This is a genomic window from Nocardioides sp. IC4_145 (assembly GCF_011250565.1).
Taxonomy (GTDB): Bacteria; Actinomycetota; Actinomycetes; order Propionibacteriales; family Nocardioidaceae; genus Nocardioides.
The window spans coordinates 26,513-49,513 of record NZ_JAANMS010000026.1; the positions used below are offsets into that span (position 1 = coordinate 26,513).

Genomic DNA, 23,001 nt, shown 5'->3' on the forward strand with positions numbered 1-23,001 from the left:
CCCATGCGCCGTCCGTTCGTCCTGCTCGCCGCCCTGCCGCTGCTCGCCACCTCCGCCTGCGGCTTCCTCGGCTCCGACGAGGAGGCCGACATCCAGGTCTACTCCGCCCGGCACTACGACCTCGAGCAGGCCTTCGAAGGCTTCACCGAGGAGACCGGGCTGACGGTGGAGTTCCTCAACGGCGACGACGACGAGCTGCTCGAGCGGCTCAAGGCCGAAGGGGAGGACACCCCGGCCGACGTCTTCATCACCGTCGACGCGGGCATGCTGTGGAACGCCGCCGAGCAGGGCCAGCTCGCCACGATGGACTCCCCGGTCCTCGAGGAGGCCGTGCCGGCGGACCTGCGCGACCCCGAGGGCCGCTGGGCGGGCCTGGCGATGCGGGCCCGGACCGTCGTCTACGACCCCGAGGCGGTCGACCCCTCCGAGCTCGACCCCACCGACACCTACGCGGCGCTCGGCGACCCCCGCTGGCGGGGCCGCGTCTGCATGCGCGACGAGACCGCGTCCTACACCCAGTCGCTGGTGGCGAGCCTGATCGACCTCCACGGGCGCGAGCGGGCCCAGGAGATCGTCGAGAGCTGGGTCGCCAACGACGTGCAGATCATGAGCAACGACGTCGAGCTCCTCGAGACGATCGACGCCGGGGGCTGCGACCTCGGCATCAGCAACCACTACTACCTCGCCCGGATGCTCGAGGAGGACCCGGACTTCGGCGTCGCGCTGTACTGGGCCAGCCAGGAGGGCGAGGGCGTCCACGTGAACATCTCCGGGGCCGGGGTCGTCGAGGGCTCCGACGCGCCGGAGGACGCGCAGCGGCTGATCGAGTGGCTCGCCACGGACGGCCAGAGCCAGTTCGTGGACGGCAACCACGAGTTCCCGGTCAACCCCGACGTCGAGCCGGAGGAGCTCATCGCGGGGTTCGGTGACTTCGAGCGGATGCCGGTCGACGCGGCGGCGTACGGCTCGCTCAACGCGGAGGCCGTCGAGGTGCTCGACGAAGCCGGCTACCGGTGACCGTGCTCCTGGCCCGCCGCGTCGGCGGGGCAGGGCGACCGGGCTGGTCGTTGCTCGTCCTCCTGGTCGCAGCGGCGGTCGCGAGCCCCGTGGCCGGCGTCTCGGGCTACGCCGTCGCGCAGGGCGGCGTGCGGGCCCCCAGCGGCACCGGCGCGATGATCGTGACGACCGCCGTCCTGCTCGGCCTCGTCGCGGCCGGCACGGCCGTGCTCGGGACCGGGCTGGCGTGGCTGGTCACCGCCTACGACTTCCCGCTGCGGCGCACCCTGGGCTGGCTGCTGGTGCTCCCGCTCGCGATGCCGGCCTACATCCTCGGCTTCGTCTACCTCTCCACGTTCGACTACGCCGGGCCGGTGCAGAGCTGGCTGCGGTCGGTCCTCGGCGATGACCTCGGGATCGGTGTGAGCGGGATACCGGTCCGGTCGATCGGTGGCGCCGCGGTGGTGCTGGTGCTCACGCTCTACCCCTACGTCTACCTGATGACGCGGGCGGCGCTCGCCGAGACCGCGCCGACCGCGCACGACGCGGCCCGGAGCTTGGGCGCCGGCCCGGGCCGAGCCTTCCGGACCGTGCTGCTCCCGCTGGTCAGGCCGTCGCTGGCCGCCGGCCTGGCCCTGGTGATGATGGAGACGCTGACCGACTTCGCCACCGTGCAGTACTTCGGCGTGCGCACGCTCTCGGTGGGGGTCTACCTCGCGTGGAAGGGGTCCTTCGACGTCGGCTCGGCGATCGCGGTGGCGGTCCTGGTCCTCGTCGCGGCCGTCGTGGTGCTTGCTGTGGAGCGGCTGCTGCGTGGGCGCGCCCGCTACTCCCAGCGAGGAGGGCGCGGACGCGGCCTCGCCCAGCGGCGGCTCACCGGCTTCCGCGCGGCAGCGGCGACCGGGACCGCGCTGCTGGTGGTCGCGCTCGCGTTCGGCCTGCCGGTCCTCCGCCTCGGCGTCTGGGCGGCGACGGCCCTGGCGGACGACCCCGGCGCGGTGGTCGACGAGCGGTTCGTCGACCACCTCGGCTCGAGCGTCTCCGTGGCGGCCGTCGTCGCCGGCACGTGCGTGCTGGTGTCCCTGCTCATGGCGCACGCGTTGCGGCTGGGCGGCGGGCGGGTGGTGCGCGGCGCCGCGCAGGTCACGACGTTCGGGTACGCGGTGCCGGGCGCGGTGGTGGGCATCGGTGTGCTGGTCGTGTTCCAGGCCGCCGACGACGCTCTCGTGGCGCTCGGCGCGGAGGGCGGGACCGGGCTGCTCGCGACCGGCTCGGTCCTCGGCGTCCTGGCGGCGTACGTCGTCCGCTTCACCGGTCCGGCCTACCAGGCCGTCGACGCGAGCTTCTCGCGCGTCCCGCCCACGGTCACCCAGTCCGCCCTTGCCCTGGGCGCCGGGCCGATCCGGCTGCTCAGCCGGGTGCACCTCCCGCTGGTGCGCCCGGGCGTGGCGGTGGCGTTCACGCTGGTGGTGGTGGACGCCGTCAAGGAGCTGCCGCTGGTGCTGCTCCTGCGGCCGTTCGGGTTCACGACGCTGTCGGTGTGGGTCTACGAGCTGGCCTCGGAGAACTTCTGGGAGCGGGCGGCCCTGCCCGCCCTGCTGATCGTGGCCCTGGCGCTGGTGCCGGTGGCCCTGCTGAACCGGTCCGCGCGCCCGGTCGACCCGATGGCGCGGGTGGGCGGATGAGCGCCCCGGGCGCCGGCGCTGCGCTGCGACTCGAGGGCGTCGACAAGCACTACGGCCGCGTGCACGCCGTGCGGGCGCTGGACCTGTCGCTCGCACCCGGGGAGGTGCTGACCGTCATCGGGCCGTCGGGCTGCGGCAAGTCGAGCCTGCTGCGCCTGGTGGCCGGGCTCGAGCGGCCCGACGCGGGACGGGTGAGCGTGGGCGGCGTGGTCGTGGCCGAGCAGCGGCGGTTCGTGCCTCCGGAGGCCCGCCACGTGGGGCTGGTGTTCCAGGATCACGCCCTCTTCCCGCACCTCGATGTCGGCCGCAACGTGGCCTTCGGCCTCGCCGGTCTGCCGCGCGCGGAGCGCGCGGCACGCGTCGCCGAGGCGCTCGCGCTGGTCGGGCTGGGCCACCTGGCCGGGCGGCACCCGCACGAGCTGTCCGGCGGCGAGCAGCAGCGCGTCGCGCTGGCGCGCGCGCTGGCCCCGCGCCCGGCGGTGGTCCTGCTCGACGAGCCGTTCTCCAGCCTCGACGAGAACCTGCGCGCCCAGGTCCGCGGCGACACCCTGGCCGCCCTGCGCGGGACCGGCAGCGCAGCCGTGGTGGTCACCCACGACCAGGCCGAGGCGCTGTCCATGGCCGACCGGCTGGCGGTGATGCGTGCCGGCGTCGTGGAGCAGGTCGGCTCACCGGCCGAGGTCTACGAACGCCCGGTGAACCGGTTCGTCGCGACGTTCATGGGGGAAGCCGACTTCCTGCCCGCCCACGTCCACGACGCGCTCCTCACCTCCGAGATCGGTGTGGTCTCGACCGTGCCTGGCTGGGGCGGGGTCGACCTCGACGTGGAGGTCATGCTGCGGCCGCACGAGGTGGCGCTCGGCGTCGACCCGACCTCGACCAGCCGGGTCGAGCGCACGGAGTACCACGGGGGGTTCGTGCTGCACCACGTGCGGCTCGCGTCCGGGCGCGTGCTGCGCTCCTGGCAGCAGCACGGGGTGCGTCACCCGGTGGGCACGCCGGTCGCCGTCAGCGTGGTCCCCGGCGCCCGGCCGGTGCTGCTGTCCGGCGACGTCGCGATGACCGAGCCGCCCCCGGGCGCGGTGCGCTGAGGCTCCGGCCGCCAGGGCGCACACAGACCGCCTCGCACCCGGCCGGCCGCGGCGGTCGCTGCCGTCCAGGCGTGCTGCGCCGCGATCCCGACCGCCAGAGACGCCAGCAGGGCCAGGACGGGCCACCGGTCCTCGAGGTGGGGGTAGACCTGCCAGTGGGTCAGGTAGGTCCACAGCGACGCGCCGGCCACGGTGCCGCACGCGCGGCCCACCGCGGACGGCAGGCGCACGGTCGGCACCCACACCAGGACGAGCAGGCCGACCACGACCGCCGCCTCGCGGGCGGGGTCGCCGAAGAACCCGGGCACCGTGGACGCCAGCAGCAGCGAGAGGACCGCCCGGTGCTGCCAGGAGGTCGCGCGGGCCGCCGCCCAGCCCAGGGCGACCAGCCACACCACGACGTGCGCGCGGTGGATCTCGTCACCACCACGCAGGGAGACCAGGTCGTAGCGGGTCGTCAGCGCCCCGACGGCGACCGCGACCGGGAACCAGAACGGCCAGCGCCGCTCGAGCCGGTGCACCCCCGGCAGCGCGACGAGGACGGCCGTGGCGAGCAGGACGGCGACGACCGCCTCGACGAACCACAGGTGCCACGCCGGCTCGGACCACGACCGCGGTCCGGCGACGCCGTTGAGGAGCAGAGCGGTGCGCCACGGGTAGGCACCGGCCACGATCGTCATGGTGCCGACCCAGACCACCGTCGGCACGGCGATCCGGGCCGCGCTGCGCAGGAGCCTTCGGGCGCGCTCGGACGCGGAGGTGCCGGTGAGGTGGAACCGGGCGAGGTTGAAGCCGACGAGTCCCAGCAGCAGGTGAGCTCCGCCGGTCAGGTCGAGGAGGTTGCCGTGGGTGGCGACGATCGCGGTGATCGCCAGCGCCCTGAGCAGCACGCCGGTCTCGACCGACCGGTTGCGCGGTCGCGGCCGTCGTGCGGCGTCGCCGTCGCGGCGCAGCGCCTCCAGCTCGCCGACGGGACGCGCGTGCCAGCCGGCCGGCAGCGAGCCCAGCAGCTCCTCCAGGCGCACCGTCATCTCGACGTACGACAGCGAGTCGCCACCGAGGGAGGCGAAGGTGTCGTCGTCGTCGACCCGCTCGGCACCCAGCACCAGTGCGAAGGTGCCGCGGACGTCCTCGGGCGCCGGCGGCCGGGCGTCCGCCGCGAGCGCCAGGACGGCGCGGGCGTCGGGCTTGCCGGTGGCCAGCCGCGGGAGCTCGGGGACGACGACGACCCGGACGGCCGACGGCGGCAGCGACGTGATCGCCCGCGCCCTCGCGCCGACCCGCGCCTCGAGCCGTCGGTCCTGCCCGGGTCGTCCCGACCGCGCGGACGGCTGCACGGCGACCACGAGCCGCTCGTCGTCGGAGGCGCAGCTGGCCACCAGCCCGTCGTCGGCGAGCAGGTGGTCCACCCGGTCGAGGTCGACGCGCAAGCCGTAGACCTTGGCGAACCTCGCGGCCCGTCCGACGACCTCGACCAGCCCTGCGTCGTCGAGGCGGGCGAGGTCGCCGGTGCGGAGCTCGGCCACCTCGCGCGGCCGCGCCAGGTCGGCCGGGGAGGTGGCGTACCCGAGCATCACGTTGGGGCCCGCGTAGACGAGCTCCCCGACCCCGGTCGACGGGTCCGGCGCGTCGATGCGCAGGCGACCACCGGGCACGGCGACGCCGACGGCACTCGGGTGCTCCGAGGCCAGGTCGGGTGGGAGGTACGCCATCCGGGCGGTGGCCTCGGTCTGCCCGTACATCACGAACAGGTCGAACCCCTGGCGTTGGCCGAGCTCGGCGTACCGGCACACCCGCTCGGGCGCCATCCGACCGCCGGCCTGGGTGAGGTACCGCAGGGACGGCAGCGCCTCGGCGCCGAACCCCACCCGGTCGAGCAGCTCGAAGGTGTGCGGCACCCCCGAGAGCGAGGTGACCCGCTGCTCGCGCACGAGGTCCCAGAAGCAGGCGTCGACCACGGAGAGCGACGTCAGCACGATCCGGGCGCCGCGGACCAGGTGGCTGTGCAGGACCGAGAGGCCGTAGCAGTAGTGCAGGGGCAGCGTCGTCACGGCCACGTCGCTGTCGCGGACCGAGAGGTACTCCGCGATCGCCTCGGCGTTGGCCTGCACGCCCTCGGCGCCCAGCCGCACCAGCCGCGGGGAGCCGGTGGTCCCGGAGGTGGACAGCAGCAGCGCGAGGTCGGGGTGCAGGTCGTGCGCGCTGCCCTCGCGGCGTTCCTCGACCCGGCCGCCGCGCACCACGACGTCGGGGTCGTAGGCCGCCACGAGCTCCGCCACGGACTCGTCCCGGTCCGCGGTCAGCAGGACGACGTGGCCGACCGCCAGCGCTCCCAGGTGGGCCACCACGGTGCCCAGGTCGTTGCCGGCCGCCACCAGGACCAGCCGGCGGGTCCGGCCGAGGGTCCGGCCGACCTCGTCGACGCGCGCCGCCAGCGCGGCGTAGCTCAGGACGCGGGTGCCCTCGACGAGCGCCGGACGGTCGCCGAACCGGGCGAGGTCGGTCGCGAGGGCGACCCGTCGTGTCTGAGGACGGGGGAGCACCTGCTGAGGATAGGCGACCCTAACCTCGCTGTGGGCATCGTCCGAGACGGCGATCTCATTGGCTCGGCGTGAACCGGATCGGGAACGACAGCGCCCCGGTGTTGCCGGAGACCGGCAGCCACTGCCCCGGCCCGTCCGGGACCGCGTCGGGCATCCGGCGCGCCAGCAGCGGCAACGCGACGGCCATGTCGGTGCGCGCGACGTAGTGGCCCAGGCAGTGGTGGATGCCGGTGCCGAAGCCGTGGTGCGGCGGCCGCTCGGCGGTGATGTCGAACGCCGGCTCGGGCACCGCCCGTGGGTCCGTGCCGGCGCTGTGGGAGAGCACCTGGACGATGCCGCCGGCCGGGACGTGCAGGCCGTCGAGGTCGACGTCCTCGACCGCCTCGCGGGTCACCCAGGTGACGGTCGGGTTCACCCGCATGACCTCCTCGACCGCGTTGCGGCCGAGCTCGGGCCGCTCGCCGAGCAGCCGCCACTGGTCGGGCTGCTGGAGCAGCGTCTGGACGGCCAGGCCGATCTGGTTGCGGGTGGTCTCCATGCCCGCGAAGGCCAGGAAGACGAGCGCCACGTCGAGCTCGCGGCGGCTCAGCCGTTCTGCGCCGTCGGCGCCCTGGCTGGCCTGCACGAGCGCGGTCACGAGGTCCTCGCGCGGGCGGGCGGCCCGGTCGGCGACGACCTCCTCGAGGTAGCCGGTCAGCCCCTCGATCGCCGCCTCGATCCGCGGCACCTGGTTGCCGACGTCGATGGAGAACGACGCGCCCAGGTCGTCGGCCCAGTGCGCCACCTGCTCCCAGTGGGACTCGTCGAGCCCGAGCAGCCGGCAGATGATGCGGGCGGCGTACGGCTCGGCGAACTCGCTGATCAGCTCCACCTCGCCGCGCGGGGCGAACGCGTCGACGAGCTCCTCGGCCAGCTCCTGGAAGCCCGGCACCATCGCCTCGATCGAGCGCTTCTTGAACGCCGGCAGCATCAGCCGCCGGATCCGGGCATGGTCGTCGCCCTCGAGGCTCAGCAACGTCTCGCCCCACCAGTCGCTGAAGAGGCCGGAGTGGATGCCGTTCTGCTCCGGCCACCGGGCATTGCCCTGGCGGAACCGCCGGTCGCGAAGCAGCGCCGACGCCTCGGCGTACCGAAGCACGGCCCAGCCCCACGTCGTCTCGACGTACCAGTCCTGCTCGCGGGCCGCGTGCACCTCCGCCGACGTGACGTCGAACGTCGGGTCGCCGAGGTCGAAGTGCCGCCTCACGGCCGCACCATGCGGATGTGGAGGCCCTCCTCGGCCTGCTCGAACGCGCCGTCGGGGTGGTAGCCGTGGTTCTCGTAGAACCGGATGGCGCGCTTGTTGGGCTCGAGGACCCACAGGTACGACGGCGCGCCCCCGATCGTCGCCTCGAACAGGAGGTGGCCCAGGCCGGTGCCCCACCAGTGCGCCCGCACGTAGAGCGCCAGCAGCGGGAGCCCCAGCTCGTCCGGCTCGCCCGCGCCGGCGAAGCCGACCAACCCCTCGGGCGCCTCGGCCACCAGCGTGCGGTCGTGGAGCGCGACCATCTCGCGCCACACCTCGATCCGCTCGGCGAGGTGCTCCTCCCGGTCGGCGCGGACCCTCTCCGGCACCAGGTGTGCGTAGGACTCGTCCCAGGAGTCCACGTGGAGCCGACCCAGCGCGTCGGCGTCGTCGAGGACGGCCGGGCGGATCGTCACGCCGTCGGAGTGGTCGGTGGAGCTCATCCGGCCATCGTATGGAGCGTGCGTCCCACGACCACGACCGCCGGCCGTCGTGGTCGCTCTACGGTGTGCGTCATGCGGATCACCAAGCTCGGGCACGCCTGCGTCCGGATCGAGCACGAGGGCACGACCGTCGTCCTGGACCCCGGCGCCTTCACCGACCCGGACGCCGTGGACGGTGCCGACGCGGTGCTCGTCACCCACGAGCACCCCGACCACTACGTCGCCGACACCTTGCGCCGGGCCGACGCGCCCGTGCACACGATCGAGGGCGTCGCCGCGCACGTCCGCTCCGACGCTCCGGACCTGGTCGAGCGGCTGCACGTCGTCGCGCCGGGGGAGTCGTTCACGATCGGTTCGATCTCCGTGCGCGCCGTCGGTGAGCTGCACGCGGTGATCCACCCCGAGCTGCCGCGGATCACCAACTCCGGCTACCTGCTCGACCTCGGCGGCACGAAGGTCTTCCACCCCGGCGACGCGCTCACCGGCCCGGGCGAGCCGGTCGACCTGCTGCTCGTCCCCGTGTCCGCGCCGTGGCTCCGCGTCGCCGAGGCCATCGACTTCGCCCGGGAGGTCGGCGCCCCCCGCAACCTCGCCATCCACGACCGGGTCTACTCCGAGGCCGGCCTCGGCATCGTGGACGGCCACCTCCAGCGCTTCCTCGAGCCCGCCGGCCAGACCTACACCCGCCTCCCCGACGGCCACGACCTCTGAGCCTCCCGCGCCGTTCTCGGCCGGTTGAGGAGGGCCGCCAGCCCGTCTCGAAACCCGCCGAGAAACTCCTCAGATCAGTGTCCGCATGCTCAGCTTCCACATGCGGACGTAGACCGGCAGGCTTCGAGACGCGCGCCAGCGCGCGCTCCTCGACCAGCCGGACACGCCAGCACGTCCTCTCGCTGGTCGACCAGTGGACGGGACGGTCAGTCGGCGAGGGCGTCGCGGACAGGGACGAACTTGGCCTGCGACTCGGCGAGCTCGGACTCGGGGTCGGAGTCGGCGACGACGCCGCAGCCGGCGAAGAGACGGACGGTGTCGCCGTCGTGGAAGCCGGAGCGCAGGGCGATGCCCCACTCGCCGTCGCCGGAGGCGTCCATCCAGCCGACGGGGCCGGCGTACCGTCCGCGGTCCATGCCCTCGATCTGCGCGATGAGCGCGGTCGCCTCGGGCGTCGGGGTGCCGCCGACGGCGGCGGAGGGGTGGAGCGCCTCGGCGAGCTGCAGCGAGGAGACGGTGGCGGCGTCGTGCACCACGCCGTTGACGTCGGTGGCCAGGTGCATGACGTTCGGCAGGTGCAGCACGAACGGCGCCTCGGGGACGTTCATCGACGAGCAGTGCGGCTCGAGCGCGTCGGCGACCGAGCGGACGGCGTACTCGTGCTCCTCGAGGTCCTTCGACGACCGCGCCAGCGTCGCAGCGAGCGCGAGGTCGCGCTCGTCGTCACCGGTACGCCGGATGGTGCCGGCCAGCACCCGGGAGGTGACCAGGCCGCGCTCGCGGCGCACCAGCATCTCGGGCGTCGCGCCGAACATCCCGTCGACGTGGAAGGTCCAGCACATCGGGTAGCCGCTCGCGAGCCGCCGCAGCGGCCAGCGCACGTCCAGCGGCTCGACGGCGGTCGCGACCAGGTCTCGGGCGAGCACGACCTTCTCCAGCTCCCCGCCGGCGATCCGCGAGACCGCGTCGGCGACGACGCTCATCCAGCGCTCGCCGTCGAGCGCGCCGTCGGCGAAGGTGAGCCCGACGGGCGGAGGGGGTACGTCGCGGACGCGGACGTCCGCGTCGACCTCCGGTCCGTCGGCCGGCGAGACGGTGGTGACCCAGGTCCGGTCGCCGCGGCGACCGACGACGACCGACGGCACGACGAGCACCGAGTCCCCGGGCTCGTCGGCGAAGGCGAACGTCCCGAACGACACCAGCCCGGTGCCGGGCTCCTGGACCTCGTCGACCACGTCGGTGCGCGCGACGGTCTCGCTCCACCACTTGGCGGCGTCGGCGAACCGGGTGGGTCCCTGCGTCCGCAGCTCGGCTGCCACGCCCCAGCCGACGAGCCCCTCGCCGCGGCGCAGCCAGGTGACCGGCGCGTCCGTGGGGAGGAGGTCGAGCAGCGAGCTGCCCGGCGAGGAGGGGGAGTCCGGCTCGATCGCCGTGGTCCGCGCGACCAGCCGGCCTGCGGACACCTGCTCGTCCGGAGCCGTACGGGTGGTCACCCGCCGAGCCTACCCGCGGGTCCGGCCCCGGACGCCGCCCAGGCGGACCCGCTCAGGAACGCCTCAGGGCGGCCGGTTAGCGTCCCGGGGGCGCCCGCGAACGGTGCCCGCCCCGCAGCCAGCACCCAGGAGAACCGTCGTGAGCAGCCCCGCCACCCCGTCCGCCAAGACCTCCGTCCTCGGCCTCGTCGCCGGCGTGGTCGTGCTCGCGCTGCTGGTGGTCTTCGCCGTCCTGCTCCCCAAGGCGGTCGACGGCAGCGCCGGCGCCGAGGAGCCGATCGGCCTGCCCGACACGCTGCCGGGCGGCTACACGGCCTCGGACCTCGAGGAGGCGTTCGCCGAGCAGTACGACGCCGAGCAGGCCGGCGTCGTCGCCGACCGCGAGTCCGCGTCCCGCGAGCACACCGACGAGGTGCTGGCCGACGTCTACGACTACGCCGCCGAGACCCGCGTCTACGCCAGCGAGGACCTGTCGACGGCCGTCTCCGTGCAGGCCTTCCGCGCCGCCGGCGGCGCGTTCGCCCCGGAGCGGATCAGCGAGGACGACGCGGCCGCCTCCGGCGGGGCCAGCCAGGAGCTGGTCCGCGAGGGCGACGCGGTGTGCATCGTGCAGCGCGCGGCCGTCGACCCGGCCGCCGGCGCCCCGCAGGGCGACACCCCGTCGTACGTCTCCTGCCAGCGCAGCGAGGACGACCTGACCGTCCAGGCGGCGGCCGGCGCGATGACGCCCGAGGACCTCGTCGCCCTCGTCGACGCGGCTTGGGACGCGGTCGCCTGAGCCGCGGGTACGCCGCCGGCACAGCGGCGCCGTAGGGTTCCGTCGTGGCCCGTGCAGAGCTCGACAAGCAGCCGACCGACGTCCGTCGGATGTTCGACGCGGTGGCGCGTCGCTACGACCTGACCAACGACGTCCTCTCGCTAGGGCAGGACCGCCGCTGGCGGCACGAGGTCATCGAGGCGGTCGGCGCCGGCTGGGGCGACCTGGTGCTCGACCTGGCGGCCGGCACCGGCACCTCCAGCCAGCCGTTCGCCGACCGCGGCGCCACCGTCGTGCCGTGCGACTTCTCCCTCGGCATGCTCCGCGTCGGCAAGAAGGCGCGGCCGGCCCTGCCGTTCACCGCCGGTGACGGGACCCGGTTGCCCTTCGCCGACGACACCTTCGACGCGGTCACGATCTCCTTCGGTCTGCGCAACATCGTCGACCCGCTGGCGGGCCTGCGCGAGATGCGGCGCGTGACCAAGCCCGGCGGGCGCCTGGTGGTCTGCGAGTTCAGCCACCCCACCCACGCCGGCTTCCGCACCGTCTACCTCGAGTACCTCATGAAGGCGCTCCCGGCGATCGCCCGCGCGGTGTCCTCCTCGCCGGACGCCTACGTCTACCTCGCCGAGTCGATCCGCGCCTGGCCCGACCAGCGCGGCCTCGCCGACCTCGTCGCCGAGGCCGGCTGGCAGCGCCCGGAGTGGCGCGACCTCTCCGCCGGCATCGTCGCGCTCCACCGCGCCACCAAGTAGCCGCCCCGGCCACCTGCGGCCCGCCTCGGGGCCGCCCCGTCGCGGCGTGGTGTCCACCACGCCGGGCGTGCACGCGCGCGTTCCCGCAGGTCAGGGCGCGGATGCATATCGGCAACGTCGGCATGCCGTAAATGCCCAGGTCAGGCCGCGTGTCACCAGTTCCTACCCCCGGCGTGCGCCATCCCGGGACGAGTGGCACTATGTGTCTCGCACCACTTAGTGATTCTGTTCACAAGGTCACATGTGGGGCGGAGAAGCGACGCCGTCGACGTTCCGAAGAGGAGTGCCCGTGGAGCTGTACACACCGGTGCTGGCCCTCGTCGTGCTGGCCGGGCTGTTCGCGGTCGGGTCGGTCGCGATGAGCGCCCTGGTCGGGCCGAAGCGCTACAACCGCGCGCGGCTCGACAGCTACGAGTGCGGCATCGAGCCCACCCCGCAGCCGATCGGCGGCGGGCGGTTCCCGGTGAAGTACTACACGGTCGCGATGACCTTCATCATCTTCGACGTCGAGATCATGTTCCTGGTCCCGTGGGCGGTCTACTTCGACCAGCTGCACTGGTTCGGGCTGGTCGCGGTCGTCCTCTTCCTCTTCAACATCACCATCGCCTACGCCTACGAGTGGCGCCGCGGTGGACTCGACTGGGACTGACCGAGGGGCTGCACGATGGGAATCGAAGAGAAGCTGCCGAGCGGCGTCCTGCTGACCACGGTCGAGGGCGTGGCCGGCTACATGCGCAAGGCGTCGTTCTGGCCGGCGACGTTCGGCCTGGCCTGCTGCGCCATCGAGATGATGACCAGCGGCGGCCCGAAGTACGACCTGGCGCGGTTCGGCATGGAGGTCTTCCGGGCCAGCCCCCGCCAGGCCGACCTGATGATCGTGGCCGGCCGGGTGAGCCAGAAGATGGCCCCGGTCCTGCGCCAGATCTACGACCAGATGCCCGAGCCCAAGTGGGTGCTGGCGATGGGCGTGTGCGCCTCGAGCGGCGGCATGTTCAACAACTACGCGATCGTCCAGGGCGTCGACCACGTCGTGCCGGTCGACATGTACCTCCCCGGCTGCCCGCCGCGCCCGGAGATGCTCATCGACGCGATCCTCAAGCTCCACGACCAGGTGCAGCAGACCAAGCTCGGCCCCCACCGCGCCGCCGAGGTCGAGGAGCGGGAGAACGCCGCGCTGCGGGCCCTGCCCACCTCCGAGATGAAGGGGCTGCTGCGATGAGCGGCGACGAGCCCGGCAAGGCGCCCGACCAGCGCGCGCTCGACGAGTCCCCGGAGAACGCGCCCGCCACGCTCGACCCCGAGGTGCGCGCCGTCGGCGCCCGCCACGGCATGTTCGGGACCAAGGGCTCCGGCGACACGAGCGGGTACGGCGGTCTGGTGCAGCCGGTGGTGTACCCCGGCCTCGCGCGACGCCCGCTCGACGGCTGGCACGAGGAGGTCGCGTCGGCGCTCGACGCGGCCCTCGCCGCAGCCGGCGTGTCCGACGCGGTCGAGGGGATCGTCGTCCACCGCGGCGAGATCACCTTCCACGTCCGCCGCGACGGTCTGCCCGCGGTCGCCCGGGCCCTGCGCGACGACCCGTCGCTGCGCTTCGAGGTGCTCAGCGGCGTCAGCGGCGTGCACTACCCCGACGACAAGGACCGTGAGCTGCACGCGGTCTACCACCTGCTGTCGATGACGTGGAACCGCCGGGTCCGCGTCGAGGTGGCCGTGCCCGACGCCGACCCGCACCTGCCGTCGGTCGTGGCGACGTACCCCACCGCCGACTGGCACGAGCGCGAGACCTACGACATGTTCGGCCTGGTCTTCGACGGCCACCCCGCGCTCACGCGCATCCTCATGCCCGACGACTGGCCGGGCCGCCCCCAGCGCAAGGACTACCCGCTGGGCGGCATCCCCGTGGAGTACAAGGGCGGCACCGTCCCGCCGCCCGACCAGCGACGGAGCTACAACTGATGTCACCCCACGACGTTCTCGACCTCCCCCGCTTCGCTCCTCCGGCCGACAGCGCCGCGGGGACCCCGACGTCTCGGAGTGATCAGGCATGACCGCTGACCAGGACATCTACGCGAGCTCGACCGAGACCACCGAGGGCCGGGTCTTCACCGTCTCCGGCCAGGACTGGGACCAGATCGCCGAGGGCCTCGCCGAGGACGACAGCGACCGGATCGTCGTCAACATGGGCCCCCAGCACCCGTCGACCCACGGCGTGCTGCGGCTGATCCTCGAGCTCGAGGGCGAGACGGTGACCGAGGCCCGCTGCGGCATCGGCTACCTCCACACCGGCATCGAGAAGAACATGGAGTTCCGCTCCTGGGTCCAGGGCGTCACGTTCTGCACCCGGATGGACTACCTCTCCCCGTTCTTCAACGAGGCGACGTACTCCCTGGGCGTCGAGCGGCTGCTCGACATCGAGGACCAGATCCCGGAGAAGGCCGACGTCATGCGGGTGCTCCTCATGGAGCTCAACCGCATCTCCTCCCACCTGGTCGCGATCGCGACCGGCGGCATGGAGATCGGCGCGCTGACCGTGATGACGGTCGGGTTCCGCGAGCGCGAGCTGGTGCTGGACCTCTTCGAGCTGATCACCGGCCTGCGGATGAACCACGCGTTCATCCGGCCCGGCGGCGTCGCCCAGGACCTCCCGCCCGGTGCGCTGGACGAGATCCGCGCGTCCGTGGCGCTCATGCGCAAGCGCCTGCCGGAGTACGCCGCGCTGTGCAACGCGAACCCGATCTTCAAGGCCCGGCTGGAGAACGTCGGCACCCTCGACCTCGAGGGCTGCGTCGCGCTCGGCCTGACCGGCCCGGTGCTGCGCAGCACCGGCTACCCCTGGGACCTGCGCAAGTCTGAGCCGTACTGCGGCTACGAGACCTACGACTTCGACGTGCAGACCTGGGACACCGCCGACTCCTACGGCCGCTTCCGGATCCGCCTCAACGAGATGTGGGAGTCGCTGAAGATCGTCGAGCAGGCCGCCGACCGCCTCGCCGGGCTCGAGGGCGCGCCGGTGATGATCGAGGACAAGAAGATCGGCTGGCCCAGCCAGCTGTCCATCGGCAGCGACGGCATGGGCAACTCCCTCGACCACATCCGCCACATCATGGGCGAGTCGATGGAGGCGCTGATCCACCACTTCAAGCTGGTCACCGAGGGCTTCCGCGTCCCCGCCGGCCAGGCCTACGTCCCGGTCGAGTCGCCCCGCGGCGAGCTCGGCGCCCACGTCGTCTCCGACGGGGGCACGCGCCCGTTCCGCGCGCACTTCCGCGACCCGTCGTTCACGAACCTGCAGGCGACCAGCGTGATGAGCGAGGGCGGGATGATCTCCGACGTCATCGTCGCGATCGCCTCCATCGACCCCGTCATGGGAGGCGTCGACCGATGATCTTCACCCCACGAAGTTCTTCGCTCCTCCGCTTCGCTCCCCCGCGAACAACTCCGCGGGGGCCCCGAAAGGTCGATGGCTGATGGGCACGAAGTTGAATCACGAGTCGTTGGCGGAGCTGCGCGAGATCGCGGCCCGCTACCCCCAGCCGCGCTCCGGCCTGCTGCCGATGCTGCACCTGGTGCAGTCGGTCGAGGGGCGGATCACCCCGGAGGGGATCGAGGCCTGCGCCGACGTGCTCGGCATCTCCGCGGCCGAGGTCAGCGGCGTGGCGACCTTCTACACGATGTACAAGCGCAAGCCGGTCGGCGACTACCACGTCGGCGTCTGCACCAACACGCTCTGCGCGGTCATGGGCGGCGACGAGATCTTCGCCCGGCTCAAGGACCACCTCGACGTCGGCAACGACGAGACCACCGCCGACGGCAAGGTCACCCTCGAGCACCTCGAGTGCAACGCGGCGTGCGACTACGCCCCGGTGATGATGGTCAACTGGGAGTTCGTCGACAACCAGACGCCCGAGTCGGCCGTGCAGCTGGTCGACGACCTGCGCGCCGGCAACGAGGTCCGCTCCACCCGGGGGCCCCGGATCTGCACGTGGCGCGAGGCCGCGCGCGTGCTCGCGGGCTTCCCCGACGGTCGCGCCGACGAGGGCCCGAGCGCCGGCCCGGCCTCGCTGGTCGGCCTCGGCATCGCGACCGAGCGCGGCTGGTCCGCGCCGGACGCCGACCAGACGGACCAGGCCGACGGCTCGACCGACCACCCGGTCGCCGAGGAGGCCCACCAGGAGGCGGCGGCCACCGCGGACGCCGGCACGAAGGAGGCGGAGGCCGCCGTGGTCGAGAAGGAGAGCCCGACGACCGAGACGGCCGCGGAGAAGGGAGACGCCCGATGAGCAGCACTGCGACCGGGTCCACCGACACCCTCACGCCCGTGCTCACCTCGGGGTGGGCCGACGAGCGGTCCTGGACCCTCGACGCCTACGCCCGGCGCGGCGGGTACGCCGCGCTCGACAAGGCGTTCGCGATGGGTCCCGACGCCGTCATCGAGGCGGTCAAGGACTCCGGCCTGCGCGGCCGCGGCGGCGCGGGCTTCCCGACCGGCATGAAGTGGTCCTTCATCCCGCAGGACAACCCGAACCCGAAGTACCTCGTCGTCAACGCCGACGAGTCCGAGCCGGGCACCTGCAAGGACATCCCGCTCATGATGGCCAGCCCGCACACGCTGGTCGAGGGCGTCATCCTCAGCAGCTTCGCCATCCGCGCGCACACCGCGTTCATCTACATCCGCGGCGAGGTCCTCCACGTCATCCGCCGGGTCCAGGCCGCCGTCGCCGCGGCGTACGCCGCCGGGCACCTCGGTCGGGACATCCACGGCTCCGGCTACGACCTCGACGTCGTGGTGCACGCCGGTGCCGGTGCCTACATCTGCGGCGAGGAGACCGCGCTGCTCGAGGGCCTCGAGGGCCGTCGTGGCCAGCCGCGCCTGCGTCCGCCGTTCCCCGCCGTGGCCGGCCTCTACGCGAGCCCGACGGTCATCAACAACGTCGAGTCGATCTCGTCGGTGCCGAGCATCATCGCCAACGGCGCCGAGTGGTTCTCGAGCATGGGCACCGAGAAGTCCAAGGGCTTCGGGATCTTCTCCCTCTCCGGCCACGTGCAGCGCCCGGGGCAGTACGAGGCGCCGCTGGGCATCACCCTGCGCCAGCTCATCGACCTCGCCGGCGGCATCCGCGAAGGTCACGAGCTGAAGTTCTGGACCCCCGGCGGCTCCAGCACGCCGCTGCTGACCGCCGAGCACCTCGACGTACCGCTGGACTTCGAGGGCGTCGGCGCGGCCGGGTCGATGCTCGGCACCCGCGCGCTCCAGCTCTTCGACGAGACCGTCTGCGTGGTCCGCGCGGTGCTGCGGTGGACGGAGTTCTACAAGCACGAGTCCTGCGGCAAGTGCACCCCGTGCCGCGAGGGCACGTGGTGGCTGGTGCAGACGCTCGCCCGCCTCGAGAAGGGCCAGGGCAGCGAGGCCGACCTCGACCTGCTGCTCGACCAGTGCGACAACATCCTGGGCCGCTCGTTCTGCGCGCTCGGTGACGGCGCCACCAGCCCGATCTCCAGCTCGATCAAGTACTTCCGCGAGGAGTACCTCGCCCACCTCACGCACGGCGGCTGCCCGTTCGACCCGGCTGCCTCGACCGCGTGGTCCGACCGCACCGTGGGAGCGACGGCATGACGCTGCAGCAGGACCGCACCGGCCAGGAGGTCGACCGCACCGACCTGGTCTCCCTCACCATCGACGGCGTCCAGGTCAGCGTCCCGAAGGACACCCTGGTCATCCGCGCCGCCGAGCAGGCCGGCATCCAGGTCCCGCGCTTCTGCGACCACCCGCTGCTCGCGCCGGTCGGCGCGTGCCGCCAGTGCCTGGTCGACGTGCCCGACGCCGGCAACGGCCGCGGCTTCCCCAAGCCGCAGGCCTCCTGCACGCTGCCGGTCGCCGAGGGCATGGTCGTCAACACCCAGGCGACCAGCGCGGTGGCCGACAAGGCGCAGCAGGGCGTCATGGAGTTCCTGCTCATCAACCACCCGCTCGACTGCCCCGTCTGCGACAAGGGCGGCGAGTGCCCGCTGCAGAACCAGGCGATGTCCAACGGCCGCGGGGAGTCCCGCTTCGCCGCCTCCGGCGGCATCAAGCGCACCTACCCCAAGCCGATCAACATCTCCGCCCAGGTGCTCCTGGACCGCGAGCGCTGCGTGCTCTGCGCCCGGTGCACCCGGTTCTCCGAGCAGATCGCCGGCGACCCGTTCATCGCGTTGGTCGAGCGCGGCGCGCTCCAGCAGGTCGGGATCTACGAGAAGGAGCCCTTCGAGAGCTACTTCTCCGGCAACACCATCCAGATCTGCCCGGTCGGCGCGCTGACGAGCGCGGAGTACCGCTTCCGCTCCCGCCCCTTCGACCTCGTCTCCACCCCGGCCGTCGCCGAGCACGACGCCTGCGGCTCCGCGATCCGCGTCGACCACCGCCGCGGCAAGGTCATGCGCCGCCTGGCCGGCAACGACCCCGAGGTCAACGAGGAGTGGATCACCGACAAGGACCGCTTCGCGTTCCACTACGCCCAGCAGGCCGACCGGCTGACCTACCCGCAGGTGCGCGACACCGACGGCAGCCTGCGGCCCGCGTCGTGGCCGGAGGCCTTCGCGGTCGCCGCCCGCGGCCTGGCCGAGGCCGGCGCCGTCGGCGTGCTGCCCGGCGGTCGGCTCACCGCCGAGGACGCCTACGCCTACAGCGTCTTCGCGCGCGTCTCGCTCGGCACCAACGACGTCGACTTCCGCGCGCGTCCGCTCTCGGCCGAGGAGGCGGACTTCCTCGCCTCCGAGGTCGTGCTCACCGGCCCCTGGGACGGTGCGGTGACGTACGCCGACCTCGAGGCCGCGCGGACCGTCGTCCTGCTCGGGCTCGAGCCCGAGGACGAGGCCGGCGCGATCTTCCTGCGGCTGCGCAAGGCGTCCGGGCGGGGCACGCGCGTGCTCTCGGTCGCGCCCTTCAGCAGCCGCGGCCTGCGAAAGATGAACGGCGTGCTGGTGCCGGCGGCGCCCGGCACCGAGGCGCAGGCCATCGAGGCGCTGGCCGAGCACTCCGAGCACGGCTTGGACAAGGACACGGTCCTGCTGGTGGGGGAGCGGCTCGCGACCTCGCCCGGGGCCCTGACCGCGGCGGCCGCGCTCGCCCGGCGTACCGGTGCCCGGCTCGCGTGGGTGCCGCGCCGGGCCGGCGACCGCGGCGCGGTCGAGGCCGGCTGCCTGCCGACCCTGCTGCCCGGTGGCCGCCCGGTCGCCGACGCCGCCGCCCGCGTCGACGCCGCCACCACCTGGGGCGTCGACTCCCTGCCCGAGGCCCCCGGCCGTGACGCCGACCAGATCGTGGCCGCGCTCGTCTCCGGCGAGCTCGGCGGCGTGGTCGTCGGCGGCGTGGACCCCGACGACACCGCCGACCCGGCCGCGACCCGCGCCGCGCTGCGCGCGGCCCGCTTCGTGGTCGCCCTGGAGGTCCGCGAGACCGACGTGACCCGGGAGGCCGACGTGGTCTTCCCGGTGGCGCCGGTCAGCGACAAGGCCGGCACGTTCCTCACCTGGGAGGGCCGCCCGCGGCCCTTCGACGCGGTCTTCACCAACCCCGCCTCGCTGCCCGACCTCCGCGTCCTCGCCGGCATCGCCGAGGAGCTCGCGGTGCTCGGCCGCGGCCGCCCGCTCGGCTTCCGCACGGTCGCCGACGTCCGCGCCCGGATGGAGGAGCTCGGCGGGTGGGACGGCGAACGACCGGCCCCGCGCGCGGAGCTGGTGGCGTCGACCGCCACCGCGAGCGACGGCATGGTGCTCGCGACCTGGAAGCAGATGCTCGACCTCGGCTCGATGCAGGACGGCGACGCCGCCCTCCGGGCCACCGCCCGGATGCCGGTCGCGCGGGTCAGCGCGACGACGTACGACGCCGTCGGGCCCACCGTCACCATCACCGGTGACCGCGGCTCGGTGACGCTGCCGGCCGAGATCACCGACGACCTGGTCGACGGCGTGGTCTGGGTGCCGGCGAACTCCTTCGGCGACGGGGTGCTGGCCGGCCTGGCCTCGCCCGGGTCCCGCGTGAGCGTGAAGGGAGCAGGCCGATGACCTCGCTCGTGGCGCCGCTGCTGTCGACGCTGGCCGTCGACGACCTCTCGGCGTTCGGCAACGACCCGCTGTGGGTCGTCCTCCTCAAGACCGTGCTGATCTTCGTGGTCCTGGTCCTGCTGACGCTGTTCAACATCTGGTGGGAGCGCCGGGTCGTGGCCCGGATGCAGCACCGCATCGGCCCGAACGTCAACGGGCCCTTCGGCCTGCTGCAATCGCTGGCCGACGGCGTGAAGCTGGCGCTGAAGGAGGACATCATCCCCAAGGCCGCCGACAAGGTGGTCTTCCTCCTCGCCCCCGTCATGGCCGTCATCCCGGCGTTCGTGACCTTCAGCGTGATCCCGTTCGGTCCCGAGGTGCGGATCCCGTTCACCGACACCGTCACCCCGCTCCAGCTGACCGACATGCCGGTCGCGGTGCTGTTCGTGATGGCGATCGCCTCGATTGGCATCTACGGCATCGTGCTAGGCGGCTGGTCCAGCGGCTCGACGTACTCCCTGCTGGGCGGCCTGCGCTCGAGCGCGCAGATGATCTCCTACGAGGTCTCGATGGGCCTGGCGCTCGTCTCGGTGTTCCTCTACGCCGGCTCCGCCTCGACCTCGCAGATCGTCGACGCGCAGGACTCGCTGTGGTTCGGCCTGGTGCTCGCCCCGTCGTTCGTCATCTACGTCATCTCGATGGTCGGCGAGGTCAACCGCGCACCCTTCGACCTCCCCGAGGCCGAGGGCGAGCTGGTCGGCGGCTTCCACACGGAGTACTCGTCGCTGAAGTTCGCCCTGTTCTTCCTCGCCGAGTACATCAACATGGCGACCGTCTCGGCGGTCGCGACCACGCTGTTCCTGGGTGGCTGGCGCGCCCCGTTCTGGATCGACCGGGTGTGGGAGGGCGCCAACGAGGGCTACGTCCCGCTGATCTGGTTCTTCGGCAAGATGCTGTTCTTCATCTTCCTGTTCATCTGGCTGCGCGGCTCCCTGCCCCGGCTGCGCTACGACCAGTTCATGAACTTCGGCTGGAAGGTGCTGATTCCGGTCGCCCTGGGCTGGACCGTCGCGGTCTCCGTCATCCGCGCGATCACGCTCGACGGCGGTCTCGACCGGCAGTACGTCCTGGTCGCGCTGGCCGTGCTGGCGGCGGTGTTCCTCGCCGTCATGTTCTTCGGCCAGGACAGCGACGAGCCGGCCGCGCGGACCACCCGCCCGGCGCCCGAGCCGACCGGCGGCTTCCCGGTCCCGCCGATGCCCGCCGGCGGCCCCGTCCGTGGTGCCGCCCGACCGTTGACCTTCGCGACCCCTGCGACGCAGGGGAGCGCCGCCGAGGCGGAGGAGGAGAGCCGATGACCGACGCACCGAGCGGCAGCTCGCCGGACCGGTCGGGCGAGCTGCCCAACGACCAGCCGACCGAGAAGCAGCGCTTCTGGGACCCCGTGGCCGGCTTCGGCGTGACGCTGCGGACGATGTTCAAGAAGGTGGTCACCGAGCAGTACCCCTTCGAGAAGCAGCCGACCGCCCCGCGCTTCCACGGCCGCCACCAGCTCAACCGCTGGCCCGACGGCCTGGAGAAGTGCGTCGGGTGCGAGCTGTGCGCCTGGGCCTGCCCGGCTGACGCGATCTACGTCGAGGGCGCCTCGAACGTCGACCTGCCCGACGGCTCCGGGCGCTACAGCCCCGGCGAGCGCTACGGCCGCGTCTACCAGATCAACTACCTGCGCTGCATCCTGTGCGGGCTGTGCATCGAGGCGTGCCCGACCCGCGCGCTGACGATGACCAACGAGTACGAGCTGGCCGACGACAACCGCGCGGACCTCATCTACGAGAAGTCCGACCTGCTCGCCCCGCTGCTGCCGGGCATGGAGCAGCCGCCGCACCCGATGCTGCTCGGCTCCGACGAGGGCGACTACTATCGCGGCACCTTCGCCGCGCCCCCCTCCCCGTCCACGTCGACCGCCCCGGCGACCACGCTCGACGACGACGCCACGCTGCGGGGGGCCGGCCGGTGACCGCGTTCTGGATCCTGGCCCCGGTGATGGTGGTCTGCGCGCTCGGCATCCTCGTCGTGCGCAAGGCCGTCCACGCGGCGCTGCTGCTCGCGACGGTGATGATCAGCCTGGCGGTGCTGTACGCCGTGCTGGAGGCGCCGTTCCTCTTCGTCGTGCAGATCATCGTCTACACCGGCGCCATCCTCATGCTGTTCCTCTTCGTCGTCATGCTCGTCGGCGTCGACGCCTCGGACTCCCTGGTGGAGACGATCCGCGGCCAGCGGAGCGCGGCCGTCGTCGCGGGCATCGCCCTGGGCGCCCTGCTGCTGGTGGGTGTCGCCCAGCTCTCGCTCGGCACGACGGTCGGCCTCGAGGAGGCCAACGCCGGCGGCAACATCGAGGGCCTGGCCGACCTGCTGTTCTCCCGCTACGTGCTGGTCTTCGAGGTCACCGCGGCCCTGCTGATCACCGCCGCGCTCGGCGCGATGGTGCTGGCGCACCGCGAGCGCGCCAGCGCCAAGCCGGGCCAGGCCGAGCTGGCCGCCCAGCGGGTCCGCGACTTCGGCACCAAGGGCGCCCACCTCGGTCCGCTGCCGGCGCCGGGTGTCTACGCCCGTCACAACGCCGTGGACACCCCCGCGCTGCTGCCCGACGGCACGCCCGCGGAGACGTCGGTCTCGCAGACCCTCGCGGCCCGCGGCACGATCCGCCACGCCCCCGACCTGGCCGACGACATCGAGGACGTCCAGCGCGCGCTGGGCGGGCCCGCCGGCGGCGCCGGCACGCCCGCGGACACCTCGGCCGGCTCCGGGCACAACACCGAGAACCCCAGCACCGGCAACGCGACGGGCGCCGGCGGCCCCGGCGCGTCCGGCACCACCGGCACCGGGACCGACGAGGAGGCCCACCGATGACCGACGTGACGCCGTACGTCGTGCTGTCGGCGATCCTGTTCAGCATCGGCGCCGTGGGCGTGCTGACCCGCCGCAACGCGATCGTGGTCTTCATGTGCGTCGAGCTGATGCTCAACGCCTGCAACCTCGCGTTCGTCGCCTTCGCCAAGCAGCACGGCAACCTCGACGGGCAGGTCGCCGCGTTCTTCGTGATGGTCGTCGCCGCCGCCGAGGTCGTCGTGGGGCTCGCGATCATCATGACCATCTTCCGCACGCGCCGGTCGGCCTCGGTCGACGACGCCAGCCTGCTGAAGTACTGAGGAAGAGGACG

The 23,001-nt window shown here is 73.1% G+C and carries 21 protein-coding genes; 17 read left to right on the plus strand and 4 right to left on the minus strand.

Annotation, left to right across the window (positions count from 1 at the left end; all coding sequences use genetic code 11):
- Window positions 1-3: 3 nt before the first annotated feature.
- The 3 genes from G6553_RS12160 to G6553_RS12170 are packed head-to-tail and all read left to right on the plus strand — an operon-like array spanning window position 4 to window position 3,772.
- Window positions 4-1,017, plus strand: coding sequence for an extracellular solute-binding protein (locus tag G6553_RS12160; protein ID WP_166192975.1), 1,014 nt, complete (start codon window positions 4-6; stop codon window positions 1,015-1,017).
- On the plus strand, window positions 1,014-2,681 hold the full coding sequence (locus G6553_RS12165; RefSeq protein ID WP_166192978.1) for an iron ABC transporter permease: 1,668 nt from the start codon (window positions 1,014-1,016) through the stop codon (window positions 2,679-2,681). Before G6553_RS12160 ends, G6553_RS12165 begins: the two co-directional genes overlap by 4 nt.
- A complete protein-coding gene (locus G6553_RS12170) occupies window positions 2,678-3,772 on the plus strand; it encodes an ABC transporter ATP-binding protein (RefSeq protein WP_207619688.1) in 1,095 nt (364 codons plus the stop codon). Before G6553_RS12165 ends, G6553_RS12170 begins: the two co-directional genes overlap by 4 nt.
- On the opposite strand, the gene G6553_RS12175 is transcribed toward G6553_RS12170, so the two are convergent.
- From G6553_RS12175 to G6553_RS12185, 3 genes are read right to left on the minus strand one after another with little or no spacing between them, the layout of a single operon-like run.
- Window positions 3,664-6,315: an AMP-binding protein gene (locus tag G6553_RS12175; protein WP_207619689.1), complete on the minus strand. Its 2,652-nt coding sequence runs from the start codon at window positions 6,313-6,315 to the stop codon at window positions 3,664-3,666. The two genes, G6553_RS12170 and G6553_RS12175, sit on opposite strands and share 109 nt — an antisense overlap.
- A gap of 55 nt (window positions 6,316-6,370) precedes the next feature.
- Window positions 6,371-7,561: a cytochrome P450 gene (locus G6553_RS22175; protein ID WP_166192981.1), complete on the minus strand. Its 1,191-nt coding sequence runs from the start codon at window positions 7,559-7,561 to the stop codon at window positions 6,371-6,373.
- On the minus strand, window positions 7,558-8,043 hold the full coding sequence (locus G6553_RS12185) for a GNAT family N-acetyltransferase (RefSeq protein ID WP_166192984.1): 486 nt from the start codon (window positions 8,041-8,043) through the stop codon (window positions 7,558-7,560). The genes G6553_RS22175 and G6553_RS12185 overlap by 4 nt, the downstream gene beginning before the upstream one ends.
- A 72-nt stretch (window positions 8,044-8,115) precedes the next feature.
- Here G6553_RS12185 and G6553_RS12190 point away from each other — a divergent pair, with 72 nt between their 5' ends.
- The gene (locus G6553_RS12190) at window positions 8,116-8,754 is read left to right on the plus strand and encodes an MBL fold metallo-hydrolase (RefSeq protein ID WP_166192986.1); all 639 of its coding nucleotides are present in this window, start codon (window positions 8,116-8,118) and stop codon (window positions 8,752-8,754) included.
- A 206-nt stretch (window positions 8,755-8,960) separates the two neighbouring features.
- On the opposite strand, the gene G6553_RS12195 is transcribed toward G6553_RS12190, so the two are convergent.
- On the minus strand, window positions 8,961-10,145 hold the full coding sequence (locus G6553_RS12195; protein ID WP_242680373.1) for an isochorismate synthase: 1,185 nt from the start codon (window positions 10,143-10,145) through the stop codon (window positions 8,961-8,963).
- Between the two features lie 241 nt (window positions 10,146-10,386).
- On the opposite strand from G6553_RS12195, the gene G6553_RS12200 reads away from it, so the two are divergent.
- The 13 genes from G6553_RS12200 (at window position 10,387) to nuoK (ending at window position 22,990) form a co-directional block, all read left to right on the plus strand.
- Entirely contained in the window at window positions 10,387-11,025 is a 639-nt protein-coding gene (locus tag G6553_RS12200; RefSeq protein ID WP_166192988.1) for a hypothetical protein, read from the plus strand.
- 44 nt (window positions 11,026-11,069) lie between these two features.
- Window positions 11,070-11,759, plus strand: coding sequence for a demethylmenaquinone methyltransferase (locus G6553_RS12205; RefSeq protein ID WP_166192991.1), 690 nt, complete (start codon window positions 11,070-11,072; stop codon window positions 11,757-11,759).
- A gap of 289 nt (window positions 11,760-12,048) precedes the next feature.
- On the plus strand, window positions 12,049-12,408 hold the full coding sequence (locus G6553_RS12210; RefSeq protein ID WP_166192994.1) for an NADH-quinone oxidoreductase subunit A: 360 nt from the start codon (window positions 12,049-12,051) through the stop codon (window positions 12,406-12,408).
- Between the two features lie 15 nt (window positions 12,409-12,423).
- Window positions 12,424-12,978 (plus strand): NADH-quinone oxidoreductase subunit B, encoded by a 555-nt coding sequence (locus G6553_RS12215; RefSeq protein ID WP_166192997.1) that lies wholly within the window; start codon window positions 12,424-12,426, stop codon window positions 12,976-12,978.
- Window positions 12,975-13,715, plus strand: a complete 741-nt coding sequence (locus tag G6553_RS12220; RefSeq protein WP_166193000.1) for an NADH-quinone oxidoreductase subunit C — start codon at window positions 12,975-12,977, stop codon at window positions 13,713-13,715. The genes G6553_RS12215 and G6553_RS12220 overlap by 4 nt, the downstream gene beginning before the upstream one ends.
- A gap of 88 nt (window positions 13,716-13,803) precedes the next feature.
- Complete coding sequence (locus G6553_RS12225) at window positions 13,804-15,144, plus strand: NADH-quinone oxidoreductase subunit D (RefSeq protein ID WP_166193003.1); 1,341 nt, start codon at window positions 13,804-13,806, stop codon at window positions 15,142-15,144.
- Window positions 15,145-15,226: 82 nt separating this feature from the next.
- The gene (gene nuoE / locus G6553_RS12230; RefSeq protein WP_166193006.1) at window positions 15,227-16,039 is read left to right on the plus strand and encodes an NADH-quinone oxidoreductase subunit NuoE; all 813 of its coding nucleotides are present in this window, start codon (window positions 15,227-15,229) and stop codon (window positions 16,037-16,039) included.
- Complete coding sequence (gene nuoF, locus G6553_RS12235) at window positions 16,036-17,373, plus strand: NADH-quinone oxidoreductase subunit NuoF (RefSeq protein WP_166193009.1); 1,338 nt, start codon at window positions 16,036-16,038, stop codon at window positions 17,371-17,373. Before nuoE ends, nuoF begins: the two co-directional genes overlap by 4 nt.
- A complete protein-coding gene (locus tag G6553_RS12240; protein WP_166193012.1) occupies window positions 17,370-19,802 on the plus strand; it encodes an NADH-quinone oxidoreductase subunit G in 2,433 nt (810 codons plus the stop codon). Before nuoF ends, G6553_RS12240 begins: the two co-directional genes overlap by 4 nt.
- On the plus strand, window positions 19,799-21,139 hold the full coding sequence (nuoH, locus tag G6553_RS12245) for an NADH-quinone oxidoreductase subunit NuoH (RefSeq protein WP_166193015.1): 1,341 nt from the start codon (window positions 19,799-19,801) through the stop codon (window positions 21,137-21,139). The genes G6553_RS12240 and nuoH overlap by 4 nt, the downstream gene beginning before the upstream one ends.
- Window positions 21,136-21,798, plus strand: coding sequence for an NADH-quinone oxidoreductase subunit NuoI (gene nuoI / locus G6553_RS12250; protein ID WP_166193018.1), 663 nt, complete (start codon window positions 21,136-21,138; stop codon window positions 21,796-21,798). Before nuoH ends, nuoI begins: the two co-directional genes overlap by 4 nt.
- Window positions 21,795-22,691, plus strand: a complete 897-nt coding sequence (locus G6553_RS12255; RefSeq protein ID WP_166193020.1) for an NADH-quinone oxidoreductase subunit J — start codon at window positions 21,795-21,797, stop codon at window positions 22,689-22,691. Before nuoI ends, G6553_RS12255 begins: the two co-directional genes overlap by 4 nt.
- A complete protein-coding gene (gene nuoK, locus G6553_RS12260; protein WP_166193023.1) occupies window positions 22,688-22,990 on the plus strand; it encodes an NADH-quinone oxidoreductase subunit NuoK in 303 nt (100 codons plus the stop codon). Before G6553_RS12255 ends, nuoK begins: the two co-directional genes overlap by 4 nt.
- Window positions 22,991-23,001 lie beyond the last annotated feature (11 nt).

What these genes read in the sequence shown, in the direction of transcription:
- G6553_RS12160 (WP_166192975.1), top strand. Translation starts at nt 4, where the DNA reads ATGCGCCGTCCGTTCGTCCTGCTCGCCGCCCTGCCGCTGCTCGCCACC.
- G6553_RS12170 (WP_207619688.1), top strand. Translation starts at nt 2,678, where the DNA reads ATGAGCGCCCCGGGCGCCGGCGCTGCGCTGCGACTCGAGGGCGTCGAC.
- G6553_RS12185 (WP_166192984.1), bottom strand. Translation starts at nt 8,043, where the DNA reads ATGAGCTCCACCGACCACTCCGACGGCGTGACGATCCGCCCGGCCGTC.
- G6553_RS12190 (WP_166192986.1), top strand. Translation starts at nt 8,116, where the DNA reads ATGCGGATCACCAAGCTCGGGCACGCCTGCGTCCGGATCGAGCACGAG.
- G6553_RS12215 (WP_166192997.1), top strand. Translation starts at nt 12,424, where the DNA reads ATGGGAATCGAAGAGAAGCTGCCGAGCGGCGTCCTGCTGACCACGGTC.
- G6553_RS12220 (WP_166193000.1), top strand. Translation starts at nt 12,975, where the DNA reads ATGAGCGGCGACGAGCCCGGCAAGGCGCCCGACCAGCGCGCGCTCGAC.
- G6553_RS12225 (WP_166193003.1), top strand. Translation starts at nt 13,804, where the DNA reads ATGACCGCTGACCAGGACATCTACGCGAGCTCGACCGAGACCACCGAG.
- nuoE (WP_166193006.1), top strand. Translation starts at nt 15,227, where the DNA reads ATGGGCACGAAGTTGAATCACGAGTCGTTGGCGGAGCTGCGCGAGATC.
- nuoF (WP_166193009.1), top strand. Translation starts at nt 16,036, where the DNA reads ATGAGCAGCACTGCGACCGGGTCCACCGACACCCTCACGCCCGTGCTC.
- G6553_RS12240 (WP_166193012.1), top strand. Translation starts at nt 17,370, where the DNA reads ATGACGCTGCAGCAGGACCGCACCGGCCAGGAGGTCGACCGCACCGAC.
- nuoH (WP_166193015.1), top strand. Translation starts at nt 19,799, where the DNA reads ATGACCTCGCTCGTGGCGCCGCTGCTGTCGACGCTGGCCGTCGACGAC.
- nuoI (WP_166193018.1), top strand. Translation starts at nt 21,136, where the DNA reads ATGACCGACGCACCGAGCGGCAGCTCGCCGGACCGGTCGGGCGAGCTG.
- nuoK (WP_166193023.1), top strand. Translation starts at nt 22,688, where the DNA reads ATGACCGACGTGACGCCGTACGTCGTGCTGTCGGCGATCCTGTTCAGC.